Annotated in this window: 15 protein-coding genes; 7 read left to right on the top strand and 8 right to left on the bottom strand. The window is 38.0% G+C overall.

Going from position 1 to position 21,869, the window contains the following annotated elements; all coding sequences use genetic code 11:
- Window positions 1-64 precede the first annotated feature (64 nt).
- The 3 genes from ACJZU6_RS10065 to ACJZU6_RS10055 all read left to right on the top strand — a co-directional run bounded on the left by ACJZU6_RS10065 (window position 65) and on the right by ACJZU6_RS10055 (window position 6,100).
- Window positions 65-514, top strand: coding sequence for a hypothetical protein (locus tag ACJZU6_RS10065; protein ID WP_080157200.1), 450 nt, complete (start codon window positions 65-67; stop codon window positions 512-514).
- A 112-nt stretch (window positions 515-626) separates the two neighbouring features.
- Window positions 627-1,343 (top strand): hypothetical protein, encoded by a 717-nt coding sequence (locus ACJZU6_RS10060; RefSeq protein WP_408900199.1) that lies wholly within the window; start codon window positions 627-629, stop codon window positions 1,341-1,343.
- A 272-nt stretch (window positions 1,344-1,615) separates the two neighbouring features.
- Window positions 1,616-6,100: an SslE/AcfD family lipoprotein zinc metalloprotease gene (locus tag ACJZU6_RS10055; protein ID WP_408900940.1), complete on the top strand. Its 4,485-nt coding sequence runs from the start codon at window positions 1,616-1,618 to the stop codon at window positions 6,098-6,100.
- An 84-nt stretch (window positions 6,101-6,184) separates the two neighbouring features.
- On the opposite strand, the gene ACJZU6_RS10050 is transcribed toward ACJZU6_RS10055, so the two are convergent.
- Together ACJZU6_RS10050 and ACJZU6_RS10045 are read right to left on the bottom strand one after the other, a co-directional pair.
- A complete protein-coding gene (locus tag ACJZU6_RS10050) occupies window positions 6,185-8,119 on the bottom strand; it encodes an FUSC family protein (RefSeq protein WP_080157202.1) in 1,935 nt (644 codons plus the stop codon).
- A 184-nt stretch (window positions 8,120-8,303) separates the two neighbouring features.
- Window positions 8,304-8,669 (bottom strand): hypothetical protein, encoded by a 366-nt coding sequence (locus tag ACJZU6_RS10045; RefSeq protein ID WP_080157203.1) that lies wholly within the window; start codon window positions 8,667-8,669, stop codon window positions 8,304-8,306.
- 293 nt (window positions 8,670-8,962) lie between these two features.
- Between ACJZU6_RS10045 and ACJZU6_RS10040 the strand changes: the two genes are divergently transcribed.
- Window positions 8,963-9,244 carry a hypothetical protein gene (locus ACJZU6_RS10040; RefSeq protein ID WP_080157204.1) on the top strand — a complete coding sequence of 94 codons (282 nt, stop codon included), beginning with the start codon at window positions 8,963-8,965 and terminating at the stop codon, window positions 9,242-9,244.
- A 141-nt stretch (window positions 9,245-9,385) separates the two neighbouring features.
- On the opposite strand, the gene ACJZU6_RS10035 is transcribed toward ACJZU6_RS10040, so the two are convergent.
- The gene (locus ACJZU6_RS10035; RefSeq protein ID WP_080157205.1) at window positions 9,386-10,888 is read right to left on the bottom strand and encodes a sodium:alanine symporter family protein; all 1,503 of its coding nucleotides are present in this window, start codon (window positions 10,886-10,888) and stop codon (window positions 9,386-9,388) included.
- A 566-nt stretch (window positions 10,889-11,454) separates the two neighbouring features.
- Window positions 11,455-12,462, bottom strand: a complete 1,008-nt coding sequence (locus ACJZU6_RS10030) for a ribonuclease T2 (RefSeq protein WP_408900198.1) — start codon at window positions 12,460-12,462, stop codon at window positions 11,455-11,457.
- A gap of 460 nt (window positions 12,463-12,922) precedes the next feature.
- On the opposite strand from ACJZU6_RS10030, the gene ACJZU6_RS10025 reads away from it, so the two are divergent.
- The 3 genes from ACJZU6_RS10025 (at window position 12,923) to ACJZU6_RS10015 (ending at window position 15,329) form a co-directional block, all read left to right on the top strand.
- Window positions 12,923-13,237, top strand: a complete 315-nt coding sequence (locus tag ACJZU6_RS10025; protein WP_080157207.1) for a hypothetical protein — start codon at window positions 12,923-12,925, stop codon at window positions 13,235-13,237.
- A 389-nt stretch (window positions 13,238-13,626) separates the two neighbouring features.
- Window positions 13,627-14,502 carry an ABC transporter ATP-binding protein gene (locus ACJZU6_RS10020; RefSeq protein ID WP_080157208.1) on the top strand — a complete coding sequence of 292 codons (876 nt, stop codon included), beginning with the start codon at window positions 13,627-13,629 and terminating at the stop codon, window positions 14,500-14,502.
- Entirely contained in the window at window positions 14,499-15,329 is an 831-nt protein-coding gene (locus ACJZU6_RS10015) for an ABC transporter (protein ID WP_408900197.1), read from the top strand. Before ACJZU6_RS10020 ends, ACJZU6_RS10015 begins: the two co-directional genes overlap by 4 nt.
- 147 nt (window positions 15,330-15,476) lie before the next feature.
- On the opposite strand, the gene ACJZU6_RS10010 is transcribed toward ACJZU6_RS10015, so the two are convergent.
- The 4 genes from ACJZU6_RS10010 to ACJZU6_RS09995 all read right to left on the bottom strand — a co-directional run bounded on the left by ACJZU6_RS10010 (window position 15,477) and on the right by ACJZU6_RS09995 (window position 21,554).
- On the bottom strand, window positions 15,477-15,680 hold the full coding sequence (locus ACJZU6_RS10010; protein WP_036795050.1) for a hypothetical protein: 204 nt from the start codon (window positions 15,678-15,680) through the stop codon (window positions 15,477-15,479).
- Window positions 15,681-16,011: 331 nt separating this feature from the next.
- Entirely contained in the window at window positions 16,012-18,882 is a 2,871-nt protein-coding gene (locus tag ACJZU6_RS10005) for an Hsp70 family protein (protein WP_408900196.1), read from the bottom strand.
- Between the two features lie 168 nt (window positions 18,883-19,050).
- A complete protein-coding gene (locus ACJZU6_RS10000; RefSeq protein ID WP_080157211.1) occupies window positions 19,051-20,886 on the bottom strand; it encodes an Hsp70 family protein in 1,836 nt (611 codons plus the stop codon).
- Complete coding sequence (locus tag ACJZU6_RS09995) at window positions 20,886-21,554, bottom strand: DUF2760 domain-containing protein (RefSeq protein WP_045036214.1); 669 nt, start codon at window positions 21,552-21,554, stop codon at window positions 20,886-20,888. The genes ACJZU6_RS10000 and ACJZU6_RS09995 overlap by 1 nt, the downstream gene beginning before the upstream one ends.
- Window positions 21,555-21,869 lie beyond the last annotated feature (315 nt).

Raw genomic sequence — 21,869 nt, 5'->3', positions numbered from 1 at the left:
GGTTTAGCCTTTTAAATAAATACGTTATGCTAGTAGTGTTTTTTTACTTACTAGTGATGCCATAATGACTAAAGCTTCATCGCACAACGACAACCAATATTCTCTTTCTGAAACCCGTTTTTGGATTCAGCGTTTAAGTAAAACGTCTATTCGTGCACTACATATCTTAGGTGTTGCTATATCGAGTGGCGGGTTTATTTTCGATCTTGATAAAGCGCTATGGCTTAATTGGTGGTTACTGGCCATGTTCAGTGGTCTTTTGATGATGTCACAAGAGATTTATCGTTCAAAGTTGTGGTTAATTCAACTTAAAGGCGTATTAACTTTTGTTAAGTTAGCTTTACTGGCTTCAATTATATTGGTTCCTCAGCAACAACCTAATATCTATATTACAGTATTATTACTTTCAGTCTTTATTGCTCATGGGCCTGCGGCTTTACGGCATTATTCAATTTGGCATCGACGTGTTCTTCATGAGCCAAAAGGTGGAAGAAAAAAGAACCTGAATGGATAGGCGCATAATTATTCTTTGGCCTCACTTTTAAGTGGTTTTTATTACAACAGAGCCTGCAAAAAGTATCACAGTTAGTACACTATAGGAGGATAAGCGAATAAAAGGTGTCGGCATGATTAAATATGGGGCGTTGTATTTATTGTTTGCGATAGTGTTTGTCGGTGCAATATTAGTTGTAGATAGAATCCATAATGATAATTTATTAACACAGACTAAAGATTCATTGCATTTAGATAATGATAAAGAGCGTGCGGAATTTGCTTCGGAAATCGTACATAAATACATATTAGAGCCAGATCAATCATTACCCGTGACTGAAGGTGACTTATTTCCTTATCTTTATGGATATGCTGATTTAAATAACAATGGGCGTGATGAAGTCTTTATTCTTATGCAAACGGAAGAGTATTGTACTGAAAAAGGCTGCCAAGGTTTTTTATTTAGTCATGTTCAAAAAAAATTAGCACAATGGCAAAACATTTATCAGCCCATCCTGGTTGCAGATGAATCACATAATGGATGGCGTGATATTTTAGTTGCTGATGATAATAAGATGTACCGTCTGAAATATAATGCAGGCCATTACCTTACCGATCTAAGTAAAGCGCCTGAATTTAATAATCACCAACAAGCATTAGTCGCGGTAGGGTTAGCATTAGATAGCCAATATTACCGTAATGGTGGTAGTAATTTAGCACTCAATTATTCACAACCTATTTTCGATTGCCAGCAGTGTTTCTTATTTAGCTTTAATCGCTATGAAGAGTCAGATAAAAATTATTATTTATCCGTTAATACTGATGATAAAACCGTAATGCCATATCCTTAATCTAACGACGTGACAATAATAAACTCCATTATTTCAATATAAAGAGTGTATCTGTTTGTTACAAAGAGTAAGGGTGTAATGCATTGATTTTAAGTGAGTTATAATATTAAGGATTTCTTTTTAGATTTGCTTATTTACCTTATTATGACTATTGCTTATAGCGATAACTCAATATATATATACAGCTAATATTTATAATAAAAATAACTTATTGGACGTATATTGTGGCAAATAAAAAGTTGATTGCGTTGGCTATATCATCAGCTCTTTTGATGGGGTGTAATGGCGGTAGTGATTCAAGTGATCCTATTCCACCACCACCAGTTGTTGATCCTGAAACACCTGAAATTATTCCACCGGTTGATCCGGATAAACCAGAAATTTTACCGCCTGTCGATCCTGATATTCCTCCTACCTTCGGTATTTTCTCGCTTAATGGTGATATGAATTTTGGTGCGAGTGTGCTTTGTAATGGCTTACCCGCGACGGATTTTATCATCGAGGATGATAAAGTTATCGTATGTTCATTTGATAGCATCGAATTAGCGACTTTTAGTGATGTTCAATTACAAACAACTAAGTCCAACGCTAAAGAAAAAATCAAATTACTGACGCTCGTTCAATCAGATCGCTTTGTTGCTTTTGATGATGATATCCAACGTCAAAATGCAGTTGCTAATACACAAGCATTATTGAATAAAATGGCGGTTGTTAGTGGTAAAGTGATTGATTTTAAGTTATCAGATATTGATCAATTACGGTTTAATAACTTCTATAATACTGATGATATATTGCTACCAACCGCTGAATTTAATGCGTTGATTAGCGATAAACTTGATGAAAGTACAGAAACTGACAGTAAACCATCAACTCATGAACCTGAATCACAACCGGTTGTTACACCAGGAACGAGTAATGATTTAAACAGTCATTTTGTAAGTGCTAATGCTGAGCAAAATTTAAGTTACCAGCCAACTAAAGTAATTTTAACGGAAGGCTTTTTACGTGATTTAGATAGTCAGCCTGTTGTCGGTGTTGATTATTATAGTCCATCAGGACGTGGACAAACTGATGCTGACGGTAAATTTAGCTTTAGCTGGGGCGAAAGTGTTGCCTTTGGTATTGATACCTTTGAGCTCGGTGAATTTAAAGCTAATAAAACCCAATTTACAGTGACAGATCTAGCCGAAGGGCATGCTGGTCGTAATATTGCACGTTTGTTACAACGTTATTCTGACGCTACTGATCATATTCAGATTTCCGAGCGTGTTCATAACATATTTGCTCAATACCCTAATGTGATTAATGAAGCGTTAAATATAGAGTTGTCTGAGTCCGTACAATTGGATAATGGTACAGGTAAAGAGGTGCTTGTTGCTGGTGAATTTGATAAGCAATTTGAATCAGGCTTAGCACAACAGATTGATAGTGCAATTTGTGGTGAAACGTGTAAATCAAACCTGTTATTTTCACCATTGTCATTTCCACGTACAGCAACAGTAACAGAGCCAAATATTCAAGCAGATATTAATAAGCTTTGGGGGGCAGGGGCTGACGCGATTACAGCTGGCTGGAAACCCGTTAATAAATTCCACGTGTTTACTGATTCAACATGGTTTTATGGCAGTTCTGGTGGTGCTCGAGGTCAAAGTTCGATCAATATATCTAATCGCGCTTTTCCTATTTTAATGGCGCGTAATGATAATAACTATTGGATTAAGTTCGGTGATAAAAAAGCATGGGATGAAAAGAGCCTAGCGTATATCACCGAAGCACCATCAACGGTTGAACCAGAAAATGTTGGTGCAGAGACTGCAACGTTTAACTTACCTTTTATCAGTATCGGTGAGTTAGGAACCGGTAAAGTTATGATGGTGGGACATAACCGTTATAACAGCATTTTGGTCTGCCCTGATAGCTACAGTTGGAACGGTAGTGTTGATAAGAATGGTGTGTGTATTCAGCGCGGTGCTGATTCAAAGGATAGCCCTGATATGGGTAATTTCTTTACTAATACGTTCCGTTATTTATTAGGCGAGCGTTATAGTAATTCTGCTGATTCTATTACTGTTGGAACCAATATATCACATGTTTATTTCCGTCAAGCAGGGCAGCAGGTTGGCCGCTCCGCAGAATTTAAAGCAGATAAACGTTTTAAGTTAAATATTGAACAAATGACTGATTTTAGTTCGATTGATCCGGAAACAATGCCATTAGTGATTATTAATGGATATGAATTTAATGCTATTACAAGTGATTATACTATCCCGACCGTTGCTGATATCAACAAACCTAAACTAACAGAGCAAGATGTCTCTGGTTTACTTAGCTATGTTGAGCGTGGTGGCAATATACTTATTATGGAAAGTATTACTTCTCAACCTAAAGATGAGTTTGCTCGTTTATTAGATGGTGCAGGTTTAGCATTAAATGGTCATTCAGTGGTTACTAGTGGCCCTAGTTATGGTTATCCTGATCGTGTGCGTGCACAACGAGAGCATGGTTTTTGGGTTATTGAACGTTATGAGTCAGCAAAAGATGAAGTTAGTGGCGAGATAAAACCACCATATACAATTAAAGATGGCATCGTTATTTGGGATTTCATTACTAATAATAAACCTGATGATAAACCAAAATTAGAAGTTGCGAAGAAAGTCATTACTAACGATGAAGGAAAAAACGAAACTGTTGTTGCATTTATTGATACATTTAATAAAACGCCAGAACAAATTGATATTGCAAAACAGCAGTTATTGAGTGAGTTTGGTTATCAAGAATGCCAGCTTAGCGATTACCACTATGAGGTTAACTGCTTAGAATATCGACCTGGAACCGGTATTGCGACTGATGGTGGCATGTATACACCACGTTACCAAGAATTAGATCTGAATGAAGCGACAGCTAAAGCAATGGTGAAAGCGGCTGATCTTGGGACAAACATCGAACGTTTATATCAGCATGAATTGTATTTCCGTACTAAAGGAAAACAAGGTGAGCGTCTAAACAGTGTTGATCTCAATCGTATTTATCAAAATATGACGGTATGGCTGTGGAATGATCTTGATTACCGTTATGAGTCTGGTGTTAATAATGATGAATTAGGTTTTGAACGTTTTACTGAATTCCTAAATTGTTATGGTGATAATGCGCCAAGCCAAACGACGTGTAGTGCCGAGTTAGGTCAAAGCCTTGTCGATAACAACATGGTTTATGGTGCTAATAGCGACGTAAATGTGGAATACCAAGGTTGGATGAACCCAAGCTATCCACTTAATTATATGGAAAAACCGTTAACGCGTTTAATGCTGGGTCGTTCATATTTTGATTTAGATATTAAAGCTGATATTCGTCAATATCCGGGTGAAGCCAAAGGTTCATCATCAGCCAAAGTGGATGTTGATTTATCAAGTAATACCGTCGCATGGTACGCAGGTAATCGTCAATCAACTGGTCAATGGGCTGTGGCACATCAGCCATTTACTATCTCAGTACAAGGAAATAGTAACCCAGTAACAATTACGGTGGCTTTAGCTGACGATCTAACCGGACGTGAAAAACATGAGTTGGGTTTACAGCGTCCTCCGCGTGTTTCTAAATCATTCACATTGTCTGCTGGTGGTTCAACAGAATTTATTGCGCCATACGGTGGTTTGATCTATGTATCAGGTAATGAAACAGGAAAGGTTAGTGTTAGCTTAAACGGCACTGTTGACGCGCCATGGTATAAAGATAATGCTTGGGTAAACTCGCAAGAGTCAGCAGCTCCGATTGGTGAAATTGAATCTGATAGCTTTATCTATACTGCGGCATCAAAAAATCTTCAAGCGAGTAATTATGGTGGTAAACCACAACAATTCGCGCAAGAGTTAGATGTTTTTGCCGAAGATTTAAATGAATTTTATGCGCGTGATGAAGTGAAGGGTGAAGGTACGGGGTATCATCGTAAAGTAACGGATGCGACACTGCCAAATAATAAGCATCATGTGGTTAATGATGTCGCTATTTCAATTGGTACGGCACACTCTGGTTATCCGGTTATGAATATTAGCTTTGAGACTAATAGTAGTGATATAAAAATGTCACCGCTAAATAGTTGGTTGTTATGGCACGAGGTAGGTCATAATGCAGCTGAAGCGCCATTTAGTGTTGAAGGTTCAACTGAGGTAACTAACAATATTCTTGCACTTTATATGCAGGATAAACACCTTGGTAAAATGGCGCGTGTTGAACAAGATATTCGTATCGCACCTGCTTTTGTTAACTTAGAAAAACCTAATGCTTGGGCGGCTGGTGGTAACGGTGAACGATTAGTGATGTTTGCTCAATTAAAAGAGTGGGCTGAAACTGAGTTTGATATTGCTAAAGTTATTACTGGAAAGTTACCTCGTTATTACGTCACTGATGTTGATGGCATGAAGGGCTGGAATTTATTTAAATTAATGCACCGTCTAACGCGTGGCGGTTTAGAAGACAATATGCAATTACCAACCCCGAATGCTTGTCAATCAACACAAGGATTGAGTAAAGGCGATCAATTAATGGTATGTGCCTCTTATGCAGCACAAACTGATTTAAGTGGCTTCTTTAGTGCTTGGTCACCAGGCTCTAAAGCTTATATGATCCCTGGTGCGACAGAACCTTCTTATGAAGGGGGGGTTACACCTGCTGGACATGCGGCAGTCAAAGCATTAAAGCTTGATGAACCAACGCATGATCCATTACAAATTAATTCAGTGACTGTACGCCAAATGAATTAAATAACGTAAATAGACATCGAAAAAATAAAACCGCGTATCTGAATGATGCGCGGTTTTTTTATTAATAACTAAATATCACGTTTGCTATACCACAAAAGCTCGCTGATATAGCATCCATGCGGTAAGTTGTTGAATGTCTTTTTCGATTAATGCACATAACATATCTTCAGGGATAGGCGTCGTTTCTACATAAAACGGTGGCATTCCGCCATGTTTGCAACGATCAGGAAATGTTTGTCTTATCCATTGTAATTGATTAATCCAACGTGTTGTTGACTGTGGCTTCTCAGATTGAATACCCAATTTTGTTGCCAATAATAGCGCATCATTTAAGCGTTGAATTAATACTAATAAGCTTAACCAGTCTTTTGATGTTCGAGGGCTTAAGTTAGGCTCTTTGAGTAAATTCATAACCTCGCCGTTTAGCGCATAATAACGTTGCTGGCTTTGATATAAGTTAATTTTTTGTTCCCACTGCGGTTTGTTTAATACTGCAACATACAATATTTGAGACTTTATCATGCTAGCTGTGTGGCGATCTAACCATGTCATTGTCCAACTTGGTGCAATGAAGTAGTTCACCGAAAATGCGATAGTTACACCAAATAATGTGTCGATAATTCGGTAAAATGACACATAAGTATTATCAGGAGATAACAAACTGATCGCGAATACAATCATTGATGTTAACCAAAATACATGGATGTCGTAACGTTCTTTATGATAAGACGTAAAAGAGAAAAAGACTGAAATACTGGTTAATAACAGAAGGTATTGTGGTGGTACAAAATATAAACAGATGAAGCAGTAAATCCCCCCTAAAGCCGTACCAGAAAAACGATTCCAAATGCGATGATTAGTGATTGCCATTGATGATGTCAGCAACACAATAAAGGCTGTTAGTGAGATCCAATAACCTTGTGGCAAATGATAAAATTCAGTTAAAAATTGCGTTACAGCTAATGTTACCGCAATTTTTCCAGCATGACGCCACTCTTTAGAATTAAATTTAAGAGCAAGACGAAAATCACTAATAAATGCTTCACTGTCATTAGTAAATAAATAGATATTTTTACTATTATCGGGTGATGAAAAAGTATCAAAATTATAACAACGTTTAAAATTTTCTATTATATCAATAATATAAACTGTATTTTTGTATTCATTAGTTGCAAATGTTGCAGTGATTTGTTGTTTTTTTCTTAATTGGTCGGCTGCTTTTTCTATCCAACCAAATAGTTTAATTCGTGTGGTTGTATGAATATCAAAGCTGAGTACCCGCTCTAAACAAATAATATACTCAGACATTTCTAATAAACGTTGCAGTTCTATTTTTATTTGTAGGGCACGCTTAGACGATGAAACAGAATTGCTGTAATACGCTAAATTGTGGGCACTTTGATAAAAGAATTGTCGTCTTGCCGCTAACTGTGTTTCATCATTAGATAATCGTAATTCATCAAGCCAATCAGCCAATGCATTGTGCACTGTTACTGTGTGTTGATGCAAAATACGTCCTTTAAAAAAAGGCCATAGCATTAAAGATGAGAGCATGACACATAAGCCAGCAAAGACATTCGCCATCAGCACAATAGTTAAACTATCGCCTACAGAGGCAAAATGAATCGCCATAATGTAGATAAAACCAAAGTTATAGCCAAATAAACGAATATGAGGGCGTTGATTAGACATTAAGCCATAAAGAATGGCGATTGAACATAATGTAATAGCACTTAACCACATATAGCTAAATACTAAAAACGCCAAATAAGTTGCCACAACGGTGATTATGATAGAAATAGACAGTATTTGTAATCGTTTTAAATAGGGTAGATTGCGAGCTTGAACGCCTAGTAACCATGCTGTAATCAAGCCTGATATACCGGCACTAGTAAAACCTAAGCTATAAAACACACCTAGACTGACTAGCATTGGAACGGTTATACGAATAGAGTCGGGAATGTCTGCTGCATTGGAAAACCAGCGGCTAAACATAGTCGTTAACGTTGTTATTTTCATGATGGCGGCTTGTTAATAATAAAGCATGCTGATACGTCAAAATATAGCGATAAAATAAGCTAAAATGAGGCGTAGAATATAATAAATAATGCAATACAAGTAATGCGTTATTGGTAATGTTACAGAATGGTATTAGTTAAAAAATAAGCAGTGCAATCAGCCAAAGCACTGCTTGTTTATAAATTTATGCTGATTTTATTAATAACTGGCCAAGGTAATTCATTGCAAAAGCCGCATCTTGTGCCGCAGTATTTACTTTAGTAATTAATTGTTGTGCGCGTTCATCATCATCTTTTAAGCTGATGCTTATTTTTTTAACCAGCTGTTCAGCCATTTCTGTTTTTTGTTTACAGTCGTTAAATAATGCAGAAATAACGGCAATATCTATTTCACCACCTTTTGCAAACAAATTAGCTGCAATGCTATATACCGTATGAAACTGGTTCGCAGTGTCTTTTTTTCCAGCTTCAACATCTTTAGCCCACTCCGTAGACCATGTTTTAAAAATAACGGCAAGTTGTGGGTTAGGTTGCACTTGTATTGGTTGCATTATGTTGTCCTTGAAGTGGTTATACCTAGCATAGTAATGCAGCTTATAACCGGTTTAAAGTGCAATTTTTAGAAAGTGATATCATCGAGTGAATTAAATAATAGTTGGCTGTTTTTACCGCAGAAAATGCTGCTTAACTATACAATATTGAGGTGAGCATCACATAATTCAGTTATATATATCATTTTACATCAAGATCTTTGAGAAATGGCTTGCATGAGACACTGTAACGTTTTACGTTAAACTTAGCCCTTGGCAGTAGTGATAGCCAAATAGGTGCTAAGGAGAAACTCATGATTAATGTGAACTTCGAATTGGCAAAACAAGCATATGCTAAAGTGCTAATGTATCCTTATGGTGGTGAAATTGAACAGCATGAATATACAGCACTGCGTGTCTTCCGTTGGGATTTGGCACGTGCTGGCAAGCCAATTGATAAAGCCTTTGATTTAAGACTGCAAGCAAGTGGTTATCGAAAAATCGCTACTCAGCCTGCAAAAGCCCATCGTCCACTTCCTGCGTGTGTTCTAGCACAAATGAGTGAAAGCTGGAAAAGCCAACATGGTTACCTATAATGTGTAAATATGCCTAAGGCTAAAGAATATATTTCTTTAGCCTTTTTTTATTTTTATCGGGCTAGAATTAATGCTTAAAATAAAGATAAAAAAACCAGTCATTGCTGACTGGTTTCAATAGATAAATACTACTTAATTATTCTATTTATTAAACGTATTGCCATTGGCTTCACGTGCTTCTGCAATAGTATCTGGGTGCCATGCACCTTCAATATCTTTCAGCTCTTTAAACTTAGAGCGATCAAATTCTGGTGTTTTACCCGCTTTAAGTTGTTCTTCATAGTCTTTGATAACTTTAATGGCTAATCCTGAAAGGAATATTAAAGCAACAATATTAACCAGTGCCATTAAGCCCATTGAAACGTCAGCTAGGCTCCAAACAACAGGAAGTGAAGCAACAGCGCCAAACATTACCATACCTAATACCGCAAGACGGAACAGGAATAAGCCTTTTTTGGTATTGCCGTTTAGGAACATAATGTTTGTTTCTGCATAGGTGTAGTTTGCAATAATCGATGAGAAACAAAATAGTAATATAGCTGAGGTAATAAAATAGGTTGTCCAATCACCTAATTGATTACTCAACGCTTGTTGAAGCAAACCAATACCTGTTGCAGCATCAGGTGAGTTCATTACGCCTGACAACATGATCATAGCTGCTGATGCGGTACAAATAACAATAGTATCCACAAACACACCAAGCATTTGTACAAAGCCTTGTGAAGCAGGGTGGTTAGGGTTTGGTGTTGCACTTGCAGCAACGTTCGCCGCAGAACCCATACCGGCTTCATTTGAGAATAAGCCACGAGCAATACCACTTTGCATTGCTTGTGAAGCTGTGAATGCTACACCACCTGCAACAGCTTCATGCCAACCAAAGGCACTTTTCACAATAAGAGCAAGCACTGCTGGTAGTTCAGTAATGTTCATTGCAACGATAACTAATGCAATCGCTAAATAGCCAACCGCCATGATAGGAACAATTTTTGTTGATGCGGTCGCAACACGGCGTAAACCACCCATAATAAAGAAGGCAGTAAAGACAACAATAACGATACCTTGTGTTGTTTCATCCCAACCAAAAGAGTGGTGCAGTGCGTCTGTGATGGTATTTGCTTGAACGGCATTGAAGACAAAGCCGAAAGCTATAATAAGACAAATTGAAAAAAGAGTACCCATCCAGCGTTTACCAAGACCTTGCTCCATATAATAAGCGGGGCCACCACGGTATTGACCGTCAACGTCTTTTACTTTGTAAACTTGTGCTAAGGTTGATTCAATAAAAGCGGTTGCCATACCAAAGATAGCAATTAACCACATCCAAAAAATCGCACCAGGACCACCAATGGTTAATGCAACCGCAACGCCAGCCATATTACCGGTACCGACACGTGCTGCCATTGATGTACAAAAAACTTGATAAGAGCTAATGCCATTTTCTATTTCACGGCCGCTTTTTAATACGTCAATTGAATGACGGAATTGGCGTATTTGGATAAAACCAAGACGAACACTGAAGTAAATGCCTACACCAACTAATAAATAAACGAGAAGTTGGCCCCATAAAACGCCGTTTACTGAGCCAATAATTGCCATTAAGGTGTCATTGATTGAACTCAGTATATTTCCATTCGTAGAAGTCATATTTTTTCCTGTTAATAAAACTATGCAACCTTGAGGGGTTACTTAGTGAAGAGGAACATTCATTATTTGTGAGTGCTCTTGCTATCGGTTTCTATAATAGGTTTTTTTATTGATAATAATTTGTAATATTTACCGCTATTATTTATTACAATTATTAAACATGTAACCGATTTCATTGCCATCTAAGGCGATGCAAGGTAGCACAAAAAATGAAAAATCCTAGGAGACTTATATCACAAAAAAAGAATTATTACTATGTAACACGTTACATTGGCTGTGTTTTTTTGTGTTTTTATTCTTTATAATCAATGTGTTGTAAAAATGTGTGAATTGAGCCGTATAAAAGCTATTGAACGATGTGCATTATCGTATGTTGAGATTTTACCATTAAAAAAAAGACTATTCGTATTTTCTATTACGGTGGTGTTTCCTATATTAGAATTAGATTAGAGATATAATCTTCAGTAATTAAGGCGTTTGGTATAGAAAATAAGACATTAAAGAAAAGAGAGAGCAAGTGAATAAATTGCTCTCTTATCATAGTGATAAATTAAATATGAGAATGCTTACTTTCCAGCAGCTTCAATATGTATTTTCTTATGACAATTGCCGTAGAAAGGACGACCTTTAGGACCTGATTCTAGTAACGCTTGAACACTATTGTTAACATTAAATGATTTACCGATATTTAATCTAACTTCATTTAAGTACTTACCTTGGCTACAGGAAAGGCTTATGCGATCTACCGCATTTGCACCGAAGTGAGAGATCAAATTCTTCTTAAAACTGGCCGTTGAGACATTATTACCAATATTTGCTTTGATAAATTGACCAATAGCTGAAGTATCGACTTTTTCAACCAGCTTGGTTGCTGTTAAAAAGTAGTCATTTGCATCGAGGTTTTGACAAACGCCATGTTTTTTCCATTCATATTCGCCAAATTTTGTTTGGTAGTAAAAATTTGGCATCCATGGTGCTATTTCTTTGATTGTCGATGCAGAAAGATCGAGACGAGCATAACGGTCACAATAACCATATTTTGTGCCACAGCTGGCTTTGTTTGGCCACAATCCATGTAATGTTAAATTAGTTACCTTTAACTTACCGTCATTAATAGCAGTGCATTCAGGTTTGTTACCTTTATAGTGGAAATGTTCACAAAAACCAGGTTGCCAGGTTAATGCTAATACATATGAATCAAATTCATTGCGAGTATTACAGCTTTTTGATGAGGTATTGAATGATGTAGATGCCGAAGGTTGTGTTGTAATATTATCCGTTAACTGCGCGGTTCCGCATGATTTATTAACCCAGCGCATAGCAGGGGATGCATTTGGGATAAGTATTTGTACCCAATCAAATTCTTTTTTATTAATGGCTTTTATTGCATATTGCTTGTTGTTAACCAGCTGAGTGTTATCAGGGTTGGTTTGTTTACGAAAAGATTGGTATGCCTCACAACTGCCATTTGAGGTAAAGCTGCCTGATGATTGAATTGATGCGTTTGCAGCAAAGCTAGATAAAGAAATGATATTACCGACAACAACGGTAACTAAAAGAGGGTATGAACGCACAATTTGCCTATTATAAAATGATAAATTTGGGCTAACTATAGTTGATTATTACGCTTTTATTAAGGGGAACAAGATAACGAACGTGATAATAAGTTGTGATGTTGTGCTAAAAATCGAGTCAAAAAAGGACGTATATTCAATTTCGAGTGAATAAATTGACGATTTTTTTAAATTAGTGTTCACAATAAAGCGAACTCAGAGTAATATTCACAGAAGTAGCGTCCCCTGTTACACGAAAATGAAAAGATCAATTATAATAAAAGAGTCTTTAATGTGAAAATATCACTTTAAAGTGTGTTGGTGGGAAACACCAATCTCATTTATTCATCTGAGGTTATTAATTTCATTTAGCTAAATATAGAGCAATGTTAAATTTTCATATTAAGGTTGTTCATTTTATCAATGCATGCTTTGCAATTTCATGTTCAAAGCAAATTTGTATTATTATCCGAGGTTATTAATGGACAGTTTCGCGGCTGCAGAAAAAGCGCTCAGTGCGATGTTAAAAAGCGTAGAAGCAACAGGTGAGGTAAAGGAAGCACGTGTTGACTATCGCCAAATTTTAATTGATTTTGCTGATGAAGTACCAGGTCGCCAAAAAGCAGTAATCAAGCGCATTCCCCTTCAAAAAATAAATAATCTAATTGCCGTATTACATGAGTTTAAACAAGAGTCACGTCATTCTCGTATGATTGAGATCTTAGCTATGATGGAAAAAGATGACGTGTCACCACATGATCTTGTTGTTGAAGAGTTATCTAACGAAGCTGAATAACGATATAAATCAATAGTTAAACTTTAGTTTTAACGGTTAATTGTTGCAATATAATTATGTTCATACTGCCGATGTTTTAATACTATATTTATTGGTAATTTCGATTACAGCCTTCTTATTTTTATATAGTAAGTTGCATTTTTATATTAACCACTTATTTAGTATACAGAGCTAATTATATTAGTTCTGTATACTCTCGCCTTACTTCCCATTATTAACTCATATTATTGTGCATAGTGTATTTTATTATTTGCAGTTGATATTGGCATCTTATAATTAAACGTTGTTTTATTTTAAAGGTGCTATTTTGTAAGCCATCAATTTATAAAGCAAATTGTTTGTGTTATTAATAAACATTATTTCGATTTACTGGCCACTAAGGATTCTATGTGAGTAATATAAACTGCGATGAACCTTTTATTAAAGCTCAACACATTACTAAGTCTTATCATGATAAAAAAGCATTAGAAAACATTAGCTTTAGTTTATCTAGTGGACAAGTCCTTGGTTTACTTGGCCATAATGGTGCAGGTAAATCAACCTTAATTAAAACTTTGCTGGGTATGCATAGTTGTACTGGCACATTGAGTATTTTTAATTTATCACCGGAAAAAAATCGCGACAAAATAGTTAAACATCTTGCTTATATTTCTGATGCTGAGTCTTTACCAGAATGGATGACAGTAAAGCAATTAATGGCATATACCATGGGTGTTCATCCGCGCTTTGAACAACAAAAGATGGATCAGTATTTAGCGCAAACTAAGATTAAGCTTAATAGTAAAATAAAAGCCTTATCAAAAGGTATGAAAGTGCAGTTACATTTAGCGTTGGTGATGGCAACGAACGTCAATGTGCTTATTTTAGATGAACCGACACTTGGGCTTGATCTTATGTACCGTTCGACATTTTATCGTACCTTGATGGCATGGTTTGCAGAAGGTGAGCGAGCATTAATCATAGCGAGTCATGAAGTGAATGAGATTGCACATTTGCTGACAGATGTTTTAGTACTTAAAAATGGTCAAACTGTATTACAAGCACCACTCTCTTCATTAGCGAGCGAATTTACTATCTTATCGGTGAATGATGAACATATTGCTGCAGCCAAACAACTCAACCCACTGACGGTTAATTGTCAATTAGGCCAATATCGATTGTTATTTGAAGGTGCTGATATTTCTCAATTGGCATTGTTAGGTGATATTAGCCAACCCAGTCTTGCTGATATATTTTTAGCGAAACAGCAGGAGACCGTACAATGAAACAGAGTTATACCTTAGTAAAAAATGAATTATTAGAGCATAAAATAATTATACGATTACCTCTGTTTTTAGCATTATTTGCAACGCTATTAGTGGTTATGGTTTTAAGTAATATTAATGATTTCTCTTTTAATATTCAGATGAATGATATTGATGGTTGGCAACCACCAATTGTCGCCTCATCATTTGCAGGTGTTGTTGGATCGGTATCTTTTTTTATTGCTGGTATTGTTTCTTTGCTGAGTTTTTTTACTTATTCAGCGCGAGCGCTTGCAAAAGAACGTAAAGAAGGCACGTTGGCTTTTTGGCATTCAATGCCCGTGAGTGATAGTAAAGCAATAGCGATTAAGTTATTGGTGGCACTTGTCGTTATTCCATTACTTTCATCATTATTCTTACTCTTTGTTGATGTAACTGTATGGCTTGTTGCAATGTGGATGATGCCTGCAGATATGTTGGCTGAGAATTCACTTTCCTTTGTTGCTATTGTATTGCACTGGAGCCAGTTTATCTCAATGATGGCGGCAATGAGTTTAGCGTTATTGCCGATTGCCTGCATAATTTTTTGTACTTCTCAGTTAACAGAGCACCCATTGCTAGTGTTGTTTGTTGCAATAACACTCATTAAGTTCATTAGTTATATGTTGTTTGATTCAATGGCGATAGGGGCTTGGTTAAACAGTGTCAGTAATTTGGCGTTCAATATTTTAACCAGCGATCAGCCTTGGCATACATTAGCGAGTGTAGGATCAATAACATTATTGGGGTTATTAATTATTGCGGTAGGTCTATTTAAGACGAGTATTTATTTACGAAGCGGTGATTAAATTTGAAATCTTGTTGTTATTGTTAATGTTATTTAAAAGAGAATGTAGAGCTACATTCTCTTTTATTTAACTTATAACTGAGGATGATTATTTTATTTCATATATACCTAAGTATATTGGAACAGTTATAAATAATATATTTAACAATTAAGCTGCAGAAACAGACTCAATGTATTGTACTTCATTTTTATATTTACGAACGTTGCGAGATAGTGTGCCTTTTGGTAGCTCATAACGCTTCTCTGCTTCGTAGCTTGAAAGCCCATCAAACACGACTGCAGCAACAGCAACGCGTTGGTTTTCTGATTTAAAGATACGTTGTGCGATTAAATCATATTGTGTATTTGTCATAGTCTTGCCTATTTGAATTTTTAAGAGTGGGATAATGGTCTTTCCAATTCGTCCACTCAATGCTTGAAAAACGGTCGACTTGTTAGATATATAACAAGTAAACAAATGCTGTTAGCAAGACAATAGCAATGTGAACCTTAACAGAAGATTAATAGAATTATTTTTATGGTTTAATTTTGTATTTAAAATGGAAAAATAAAATCAAAAGCCTCTGTTTTTAATCAATAAGCGTCTAATTTCAGCTTGTTTTTAAATAAGGAATATTAGATTGAATATATGCAGTTAAATAAAGGGAGGGTGAACCTCCCTTTATTGCATTGTTTTAAGTTAATTAACCAATAAGGCGTAATCCATTAGGCAACGCATCACCAAATACGCGTTTGGTTTCTGCTTCTGTCAATATTTTGACTTCAGATACCATTTCGATCCAACTATCAGGGGCTTTGCTTTGTTTTAATTTAGTAATGACTTGTTGGCGTAGCTCATCGTTAATGTCTAATGTGCGATCGCCTGTCATGCGCGTCATCATTACTGCAGCAAAACCAATGTATGACTCTTTACGCCAATCATAATTCATTAGCTCTGGTAAGCAGTAAGAGACATGCTCAGCTGACAATAGGTTATGAGCACTGCCATAGAACGGCGAACGTGTTGCAATACGGCCAATAGCCCACCAATGTGCTTGTGCATATTGGGTTTTCTGTAAACGACCAAATAACCACTCAATCAGCTGTAGCTTCTTATCAAACGGTAAGTGCTCTAAAGAAGCCGCTAAGCGTACCATGTCTTCGTAGCTACGCTCTTGGAGCTCTTTATTCAACTTAGCGTTACGGCTTGCCCCTGGCGTAATGTATTTAGCGATGTCTTTATAGATAACAAGTTGCTGTTCTTGCGATAAGCCACCAGCGACACGACGCCAAAAAGTCCACCAATCACACCAAGTTTGAGTATTGGTATCAAATTGAATCCCGTGTTGATATAGCTGCCAGATTTGCTCCATACGGTACTCATCTGCCGGATAACCAAAGCCTGGACGCATAGTAAAGCCAGTAAGTTTTAACCAATTACGTTCATGAAGATCAGATCGGCGACGACGTTTCTTACTATCAAGTAACGCATTTGCTAGTTCACGTAAACATGGCGTTTCCCATGCGTCACGTTTGCCCAAGATTTTATCAAGATCATTACGTAATGTTTTTACTGCTTTATTATCTGCGGCTTTAGTGCCACCAAATACTTTTTTAATCGCATCAATGGCATCTGGCATGCGTGCTGGAAGTTCACTTTCTGCAAGCGTGCTATCACTGTCATTGTTAGTACGATTTAATCGGGCTAAGTCTTTACGAATAGCAAATTCAACTTTCCAACGTTTGCCATTATCATTAAGGCTAACTGCTTCAATTTGCAGGGTGCCTACTTCAGTTAGCTGGCAAGCTAGGGTTACTTCTTCACGATCTTTTTGGTTCGCAGCCAGTTGGTCACGATCACGATCACTGTCTAAGGTTGCAATGAATGGCGGCAGGCTAACATAACCATCACCGACGATTTCAATCAGTTCACCAATATCGTGATGTTTATCATTGGTAGAAGAAACTAAGTTAAATCGTACTGGCTCACCTAATGTTAATGCAAATTTACGGTGAGTTAGCGTAACTTCGACACCTTCTTCAATCCCTTTAGGTAATAAACAAATTCCTTGCTTAGTGCCTTTATTTTCACCAATAGTGAGGAAGAATGAACGAGCAGAACCACCACCAATTTTGAGTTGTGCGCCATGACGTGCTTTGGCATAAGCAACAGCGCCAAAGGCAACCGCTAAATCAGGGTGGAGGTTTTTAAGTTCAGTAACTGGAGCACCACGCCAGCGAGAAATAATATCTAGCGTACGTGCTGACAGTAGGGGGCTGTTAAACACACCACCATTGAGCAGTACGGCAACTGGAATTGCAGGTTGATCATCACTAATAATGATTGAGTCGGGGTGATGCAGGTTAAAATCATTAAACGCTTCACGACAGACATTGTCATGCAAATCAATAAATTGTGCTACATGCTTACTGATAGCTGGATCCGCTGCATAGGGAAGTCCAAACTCAACCATCGCTGCTTGACGTTGGTTCGGTTGATCTGTAAATGCGGTGATAGGGAAAAAGCCATCAAGGGCGATGCTATGCACTTCTTCACGGTTCAGCTCAATACTTTTCGCACCACCAATCAAACGTGAGCCACTGCCTAGCATGGTTACTTTGGCGTTGTCTGGTGCATTGCCTGATAATAACTTTTCTTTCACTTTTCGCGTTTGCTGAATTAGCTTTGATAACGCGGCAGGGCTGAGTTTTTTAGATTCGCCATGTAATCGTTGTTCGGCAACGTGTGCTAATGCTAAATCGAGATTATCGCCGCCTAACATTAAGTGATCGCCAACCCCAATACGATCAAGGGTCAATTTACCTTCATCAGTGCCGACTTTGATTAAACTTAAATCGGTAGTACCACCGCCGACATCGCACACCATCAATAATGGAATATCTTTTAATAATTCATCAGCTTGTTGACGGTTTTGGGCATACCAGTCGTAACACACCGCTTGTGGCTCTTCTAGTAGTAATACTTTCTTTAATCCTGCCAATTCTGCAGCTTCTAGTGTCAGTGCGCGTGCTGACTCATCAAAAGAGGCCGGAACGGTAATGACCACTTCTTGTTGGGCAAGTTTGTCATTTTTATGATGATAGTCCCACGCTTGGCGGACATGATTAAGGTAACTTGCACTAGCAATAACTGGCGAGACTTTCTTTACATCAGACGTTGAGGCCGTTGATGACCAAGGTAATATTGCTTCATTACGATCAACATGTTGATGTGATAACCAACTTTTCGCACTGACAACTTGGCGACCTTCAACTTTTGCACCTAACTCACGTGCAAATTCACCAATAATCACACTTGGAATTTCACCGTTTACAGGCTCAGCATTCCAAGGTAATACTAATTGAGTGGCGTCCATTTCGCCTTCCGCGGGATGATAGCGGAATGAGGGTAATAGTGGTTTACGCGCAACTTCACCCGGTGCAATTAATTGATCAATTTCAAAAATATGCATCGGACTTGTTTCTAACGTATCTGTGATTTCACAATAAGCGACAACGGTGTGTGTTGTACCAAGGTCAATACCAACGAGATAACGTGGAGAAGATGAAGACATGCTGGCTCCATAAAATAATTGAGATGAGAACATAGCCAGATGAGAAACGTTTGATGTGTCAGTGTGTTGCGGGTAAGAAACAGATAAGAATGTACCCCTGACATGCTTCATTGGCTAGTGATTAGATAAATAAACGGCGCACTATAAAGTGCGCCGTTGTGCGAACAATTAAGCTTCGCGGACGTCAAATTCGACTTGCCATTTCTGACCATTATCAGTCGCAATAGCTTCAAGGCATAACATACCTAATTCGGTCACGTGTGACGCTAGCTTAACAGGAATAACCTCGCCAGCGCTACGACCTTCAGAGACAGGTAATGTCATTTGAATTGTCGGTAATTCTTCCATTTCTTCTGGCTGCCACCAATCAAGGTGTGTACCTGCAACATCGTCACGACGTACAGTTGAACCAAAGAACTTAAATTGTACTGGCTGGCCGATAATCAAACCAAACTCTTGGCTTGGTACATCAGCTTGACTGCCTTCTTCCATACCAAAAGGAGCTACACATAATGCTTCTAGTGGCGGCTCCATGCCAGGAATAGCGGGCATTGCACTTTCAATACCGACATAGTAGCTACTTGCGATACCACCACGAATACGGACACCTTTACCACGACGTACCGAACCGTAATATGACGCGCCACTTGCTACCGCCAGATCAAGATCAAGACCTGAAAGTAGTTTCGCTTCAGTTGAACCTGCCGTTGTTAACCAGCTGTTGATGGTTGATAACAGGCGATCTGATAGTAATGAAGATTTAAGCACACCACCGTTAAACAAAATAGCCGTCGGGCGAATAAAGCCTTCATGCTGTTGTTCATATTGTGCAAATAGCTCTTCAACAGCTTGGCTTTGGCGGCTTAAAAAGCCTGCGACATGGCGTGATACCGCAGCATCTTGTGCATAAGGCAGACCCATTTGAGTCAGTGCACCACGTGCAGTTTGTACTGGCAGTTCTTCAATCGCTGTTTGAGGGAAGAAACCTTCAACTAGCGTTTGTTGTACTTCTTCTTGGGTCAGTTCAGTTTGTAACGTACCGCCCAATAGCTTAGAACCACGGCTAGGAACAACAATCGGCATTGATTGTAATTCTGCATCGTTCAGTAATGCTTCTTTAGCGTCACGACATGCATGAGTAATGGCGAGTACTTGCCATGGTTGTAATTGTTTACCTTCTTGCGCAAGCTTCATCTTTAAGCGATAAGCGAGAGCAAGATCCATGTTATCACCACCCAAAAGGATGTGATCGCCAACAGCAACACGGTTAAGGGTTAAATTACCGTCTTCTTCAGTAACAGCAACTAACGATAAATCTGTTGTACCACCACCGATATCGATCACGAGGATGATATCGCCAACAGCTACTTGATCACGCCAGTTTTCGTCGTTATTTTTGATCCAGCTATAAACTGCCGCTTGTGGTTCTTCAAGCAAGGTTAGGTGCTTAAAGCCAACATTGCGTGCTGCTTCTGCGGTTAATTCACGTGCAGCAGGATCAAATGATGCAGGTACCGTGATTGTAACGTCTTGATCACAAATAGGCGTTTCAGGATGTTGGAAATTCCACGCATCAGCCATGTGCTCAAGGTATTTTTGTGTTGCCTCTAATGGCGATACTTTAACGACTTCTTCTGGGCTATTGAGTGGCAAAAATGCTTCGCGACGGTTGACACCACCGTGACAAAGCCAACTTTTTGCACTGGAAATAAGACGGATAGGGGTCTTACTACCTAAATTTCGTGCCATCGCACCAACAATAGCATTGGGTTTTGCATTCCAAGGAAGTGCAGTATCACCTTCAGCTAATTCTGATTCATGGGCTTGGTACATAAATGACGGTAATTGGTTTTTCTCTTCCACATTACCAGGCGTGGTTAATTGTGGAATAGCCATTACTGTGACATCAGCGTTTTCATTTTCAAGATCGACATAAGACAACACACAATGTGTTGTGCCTAAGTCAATACCCACGCTGTAGCGATGTTGTTGTGCTTCTTGCATTATAGTTCTACCTCAGCGGCTGCGATGATATGTACATCATGGCCTTCTGCCAATTTAGGCAATTTAACATTTGTCACTTTCCAACCGCGATGGATTAAAGTGCCATTAAATGGTGCTTCACCAACTACGTTACCCGTTAGGCGTACTTCAGATGCGTTAAAACCTTGGGGTAGGGTAATACGTGATTCTTCTTCTTCAGCACGAACAGGTGCGAAGCTAAAGTATTCGTTAAGTACTTTCTGACCACCTTCATGAATAACACGAGCAGCGGCACCAATATCAGCATCGGCAAAGCCTTTAAGATCTTCTTGCATAAAATCAATAAAGCGCGCGTCTTGTTGTAAAAGTGACAGTAGCTGGAGAGCTGAATCGGGTGTTGATGTTTTAAGTTTTGGTTCAACTTCTACTTCAACGATTTTCTCAACAATTTTTTCTACTTCAACAATTTTTTCAACAGGTTTCTCGACGATCTTCTCAACGATTATCTCGACGGGTTTTTCAATCTCAACGATTTTTTCTACTTCAATCTCTTTTTCAACAATTTTTTCGATCTCAACAGGTTTACCTTTTTTCATTAGATACATTAACAAAAAGATCACTGCTAATGCGCCTAAGATAGCGTGCCCCATGTCGATACTCTTTGGCATCGCCGACAAATCTACGTGCATCGCTGATAATTCAGTGAGCATATTGGAAAAATCAAAAGCCATATTTGTTTACTCTTAGCGGTTAAAGGTCGATTCGTGAAACGTTCTGTTAGAATCAGCTTCAAATAATTGAATGAATCTTAGCATAGACCTTTTAAAAACGTGTTATCTATACAAGGTTTTATCTTCTAAAATCTCGAATAAAAGGTCTCTTCGCTTAAATTACAGTCAAAATATTAAGTTAAATACAATGAATTTCTGTGTGATTTTTAACGGAAAAGATTGCCTGCTTTATATATGGAGGCGCTTAAAAACGATTTCAAGCTAACTGTTTGT

This window comes from Photobacterium piscicola (assembly GCF_046058925.1).
In the GTDB taxonomy this organism is placed as follows: domain Bacteria; phylum Pseudomonadota; class Gammaproteobacteria; order Enterobacterales; family Vibrionaceae; genus Photobacterium; species Photobacterium piscicola.
This window is presented reverse-complemented; position numbering and strand designations above follow the sequence as displayed.

What these genes read in the sequence shown, in the direction of transcription:
- ACJZU6_RS10065 (WP_080157200.1), top strand. Translation starts at nt 65, where the DNA reads ATGACTAAAGCTTCATCGCACAACGACAACCAATATTCTCTTTCTGAA.
- ACJZU6_RS10060 (WP_408900199.1), top strand. Translation starts at nt 627, where the DNA reads ATGATTAAATATGGGGCGTTGTATTTATTGTTTGCGATAGTGTTTGTC.
- ACJZU6_RS10055 (WP_408900940.1), top strand. Translation starts at nt 1,616, where the DNA reads ATGGGGTGTAATGGCGGTAGTGATTCAAGTGATCCTATTCCACCACCA.
- ACJZU6_RS10050 (WP_080157202.1), bottom strand. Translation starts at nt 8,119, where the DNA reads ATGAAAATAACAACGTTAACGACTATGTTTAGCCGCTGGTTTTCCAAT.
- ACJZU6_RS10045 (WP_080157203.1), bottom strand. Translation starts at nt 8,669, where the DNA reads ATGCAACCAATACAAGTGCAACCTAACCCACAACTTGCCGTTATTTTT.
- ACJZU6_RS10040 (WP_080157204.1), top strand. Translation starts at nt 8,963, where the DNA reads ATGATTAATGTGAACTTCGAATTGGCAAAACAAGCATATGCTAAAGTG.
- ACJZU6_RS10035 (WP_080157205.1), bottom strand. Translation starts at nt 10,888, where the DNA reads ATGACTTCTACGAATGGAAATATACTGAGTTCAATCAATGACACCTTA.
- ACJZU6_RS10025 (WP_080157207.1), top strand. Translation starts at nt 12,923, where the DNA reads ATGGACAGTTTCGCGGCTGCAGAAAAAGCGCTCAGTGCGATGTTAAAA.
- ACJZU6_RS10015 (WP_408900197.1), top strand. Translation starts at nt 14,499, where the DNA reads ATGAAACAGAGTTATACCTTAGTAAAAAATGAATTATTAGAGCATAAA.
- ACJZU6_RS10010 (WP_036795050.1), bottom strand. Translation starts at nt 15,680, where the DNA reads ATGACAAATACACAATATGATTTAATCGCACAACGTATCTTTAAATCA.
- ACJZU6_RS10005 (WP_408900196.1), bottom strand. Translation starts at nt 18,882, where the DNA reads ATGTCTTCATCTTCTCCACGTTATCTCGTTGGTATTGACCTTGGTACA.
- ACJZU6_RS10000 (WP_080157211.1), bottom strand. Translation starts at nt 20,886, where the DNA reads ATGCAAGAAGCACAACAACATCGCTACAGCGTGGGTATTGACTTAGGC.
- ACJZU6_RS09995 (WP_045036214.1), bottom strand. Translation starts at nt 21,554, where the DNA reads ATGCACGTAGATTTGTCGGCGATGCCAAAGAGTATCGACATGGGGCAC.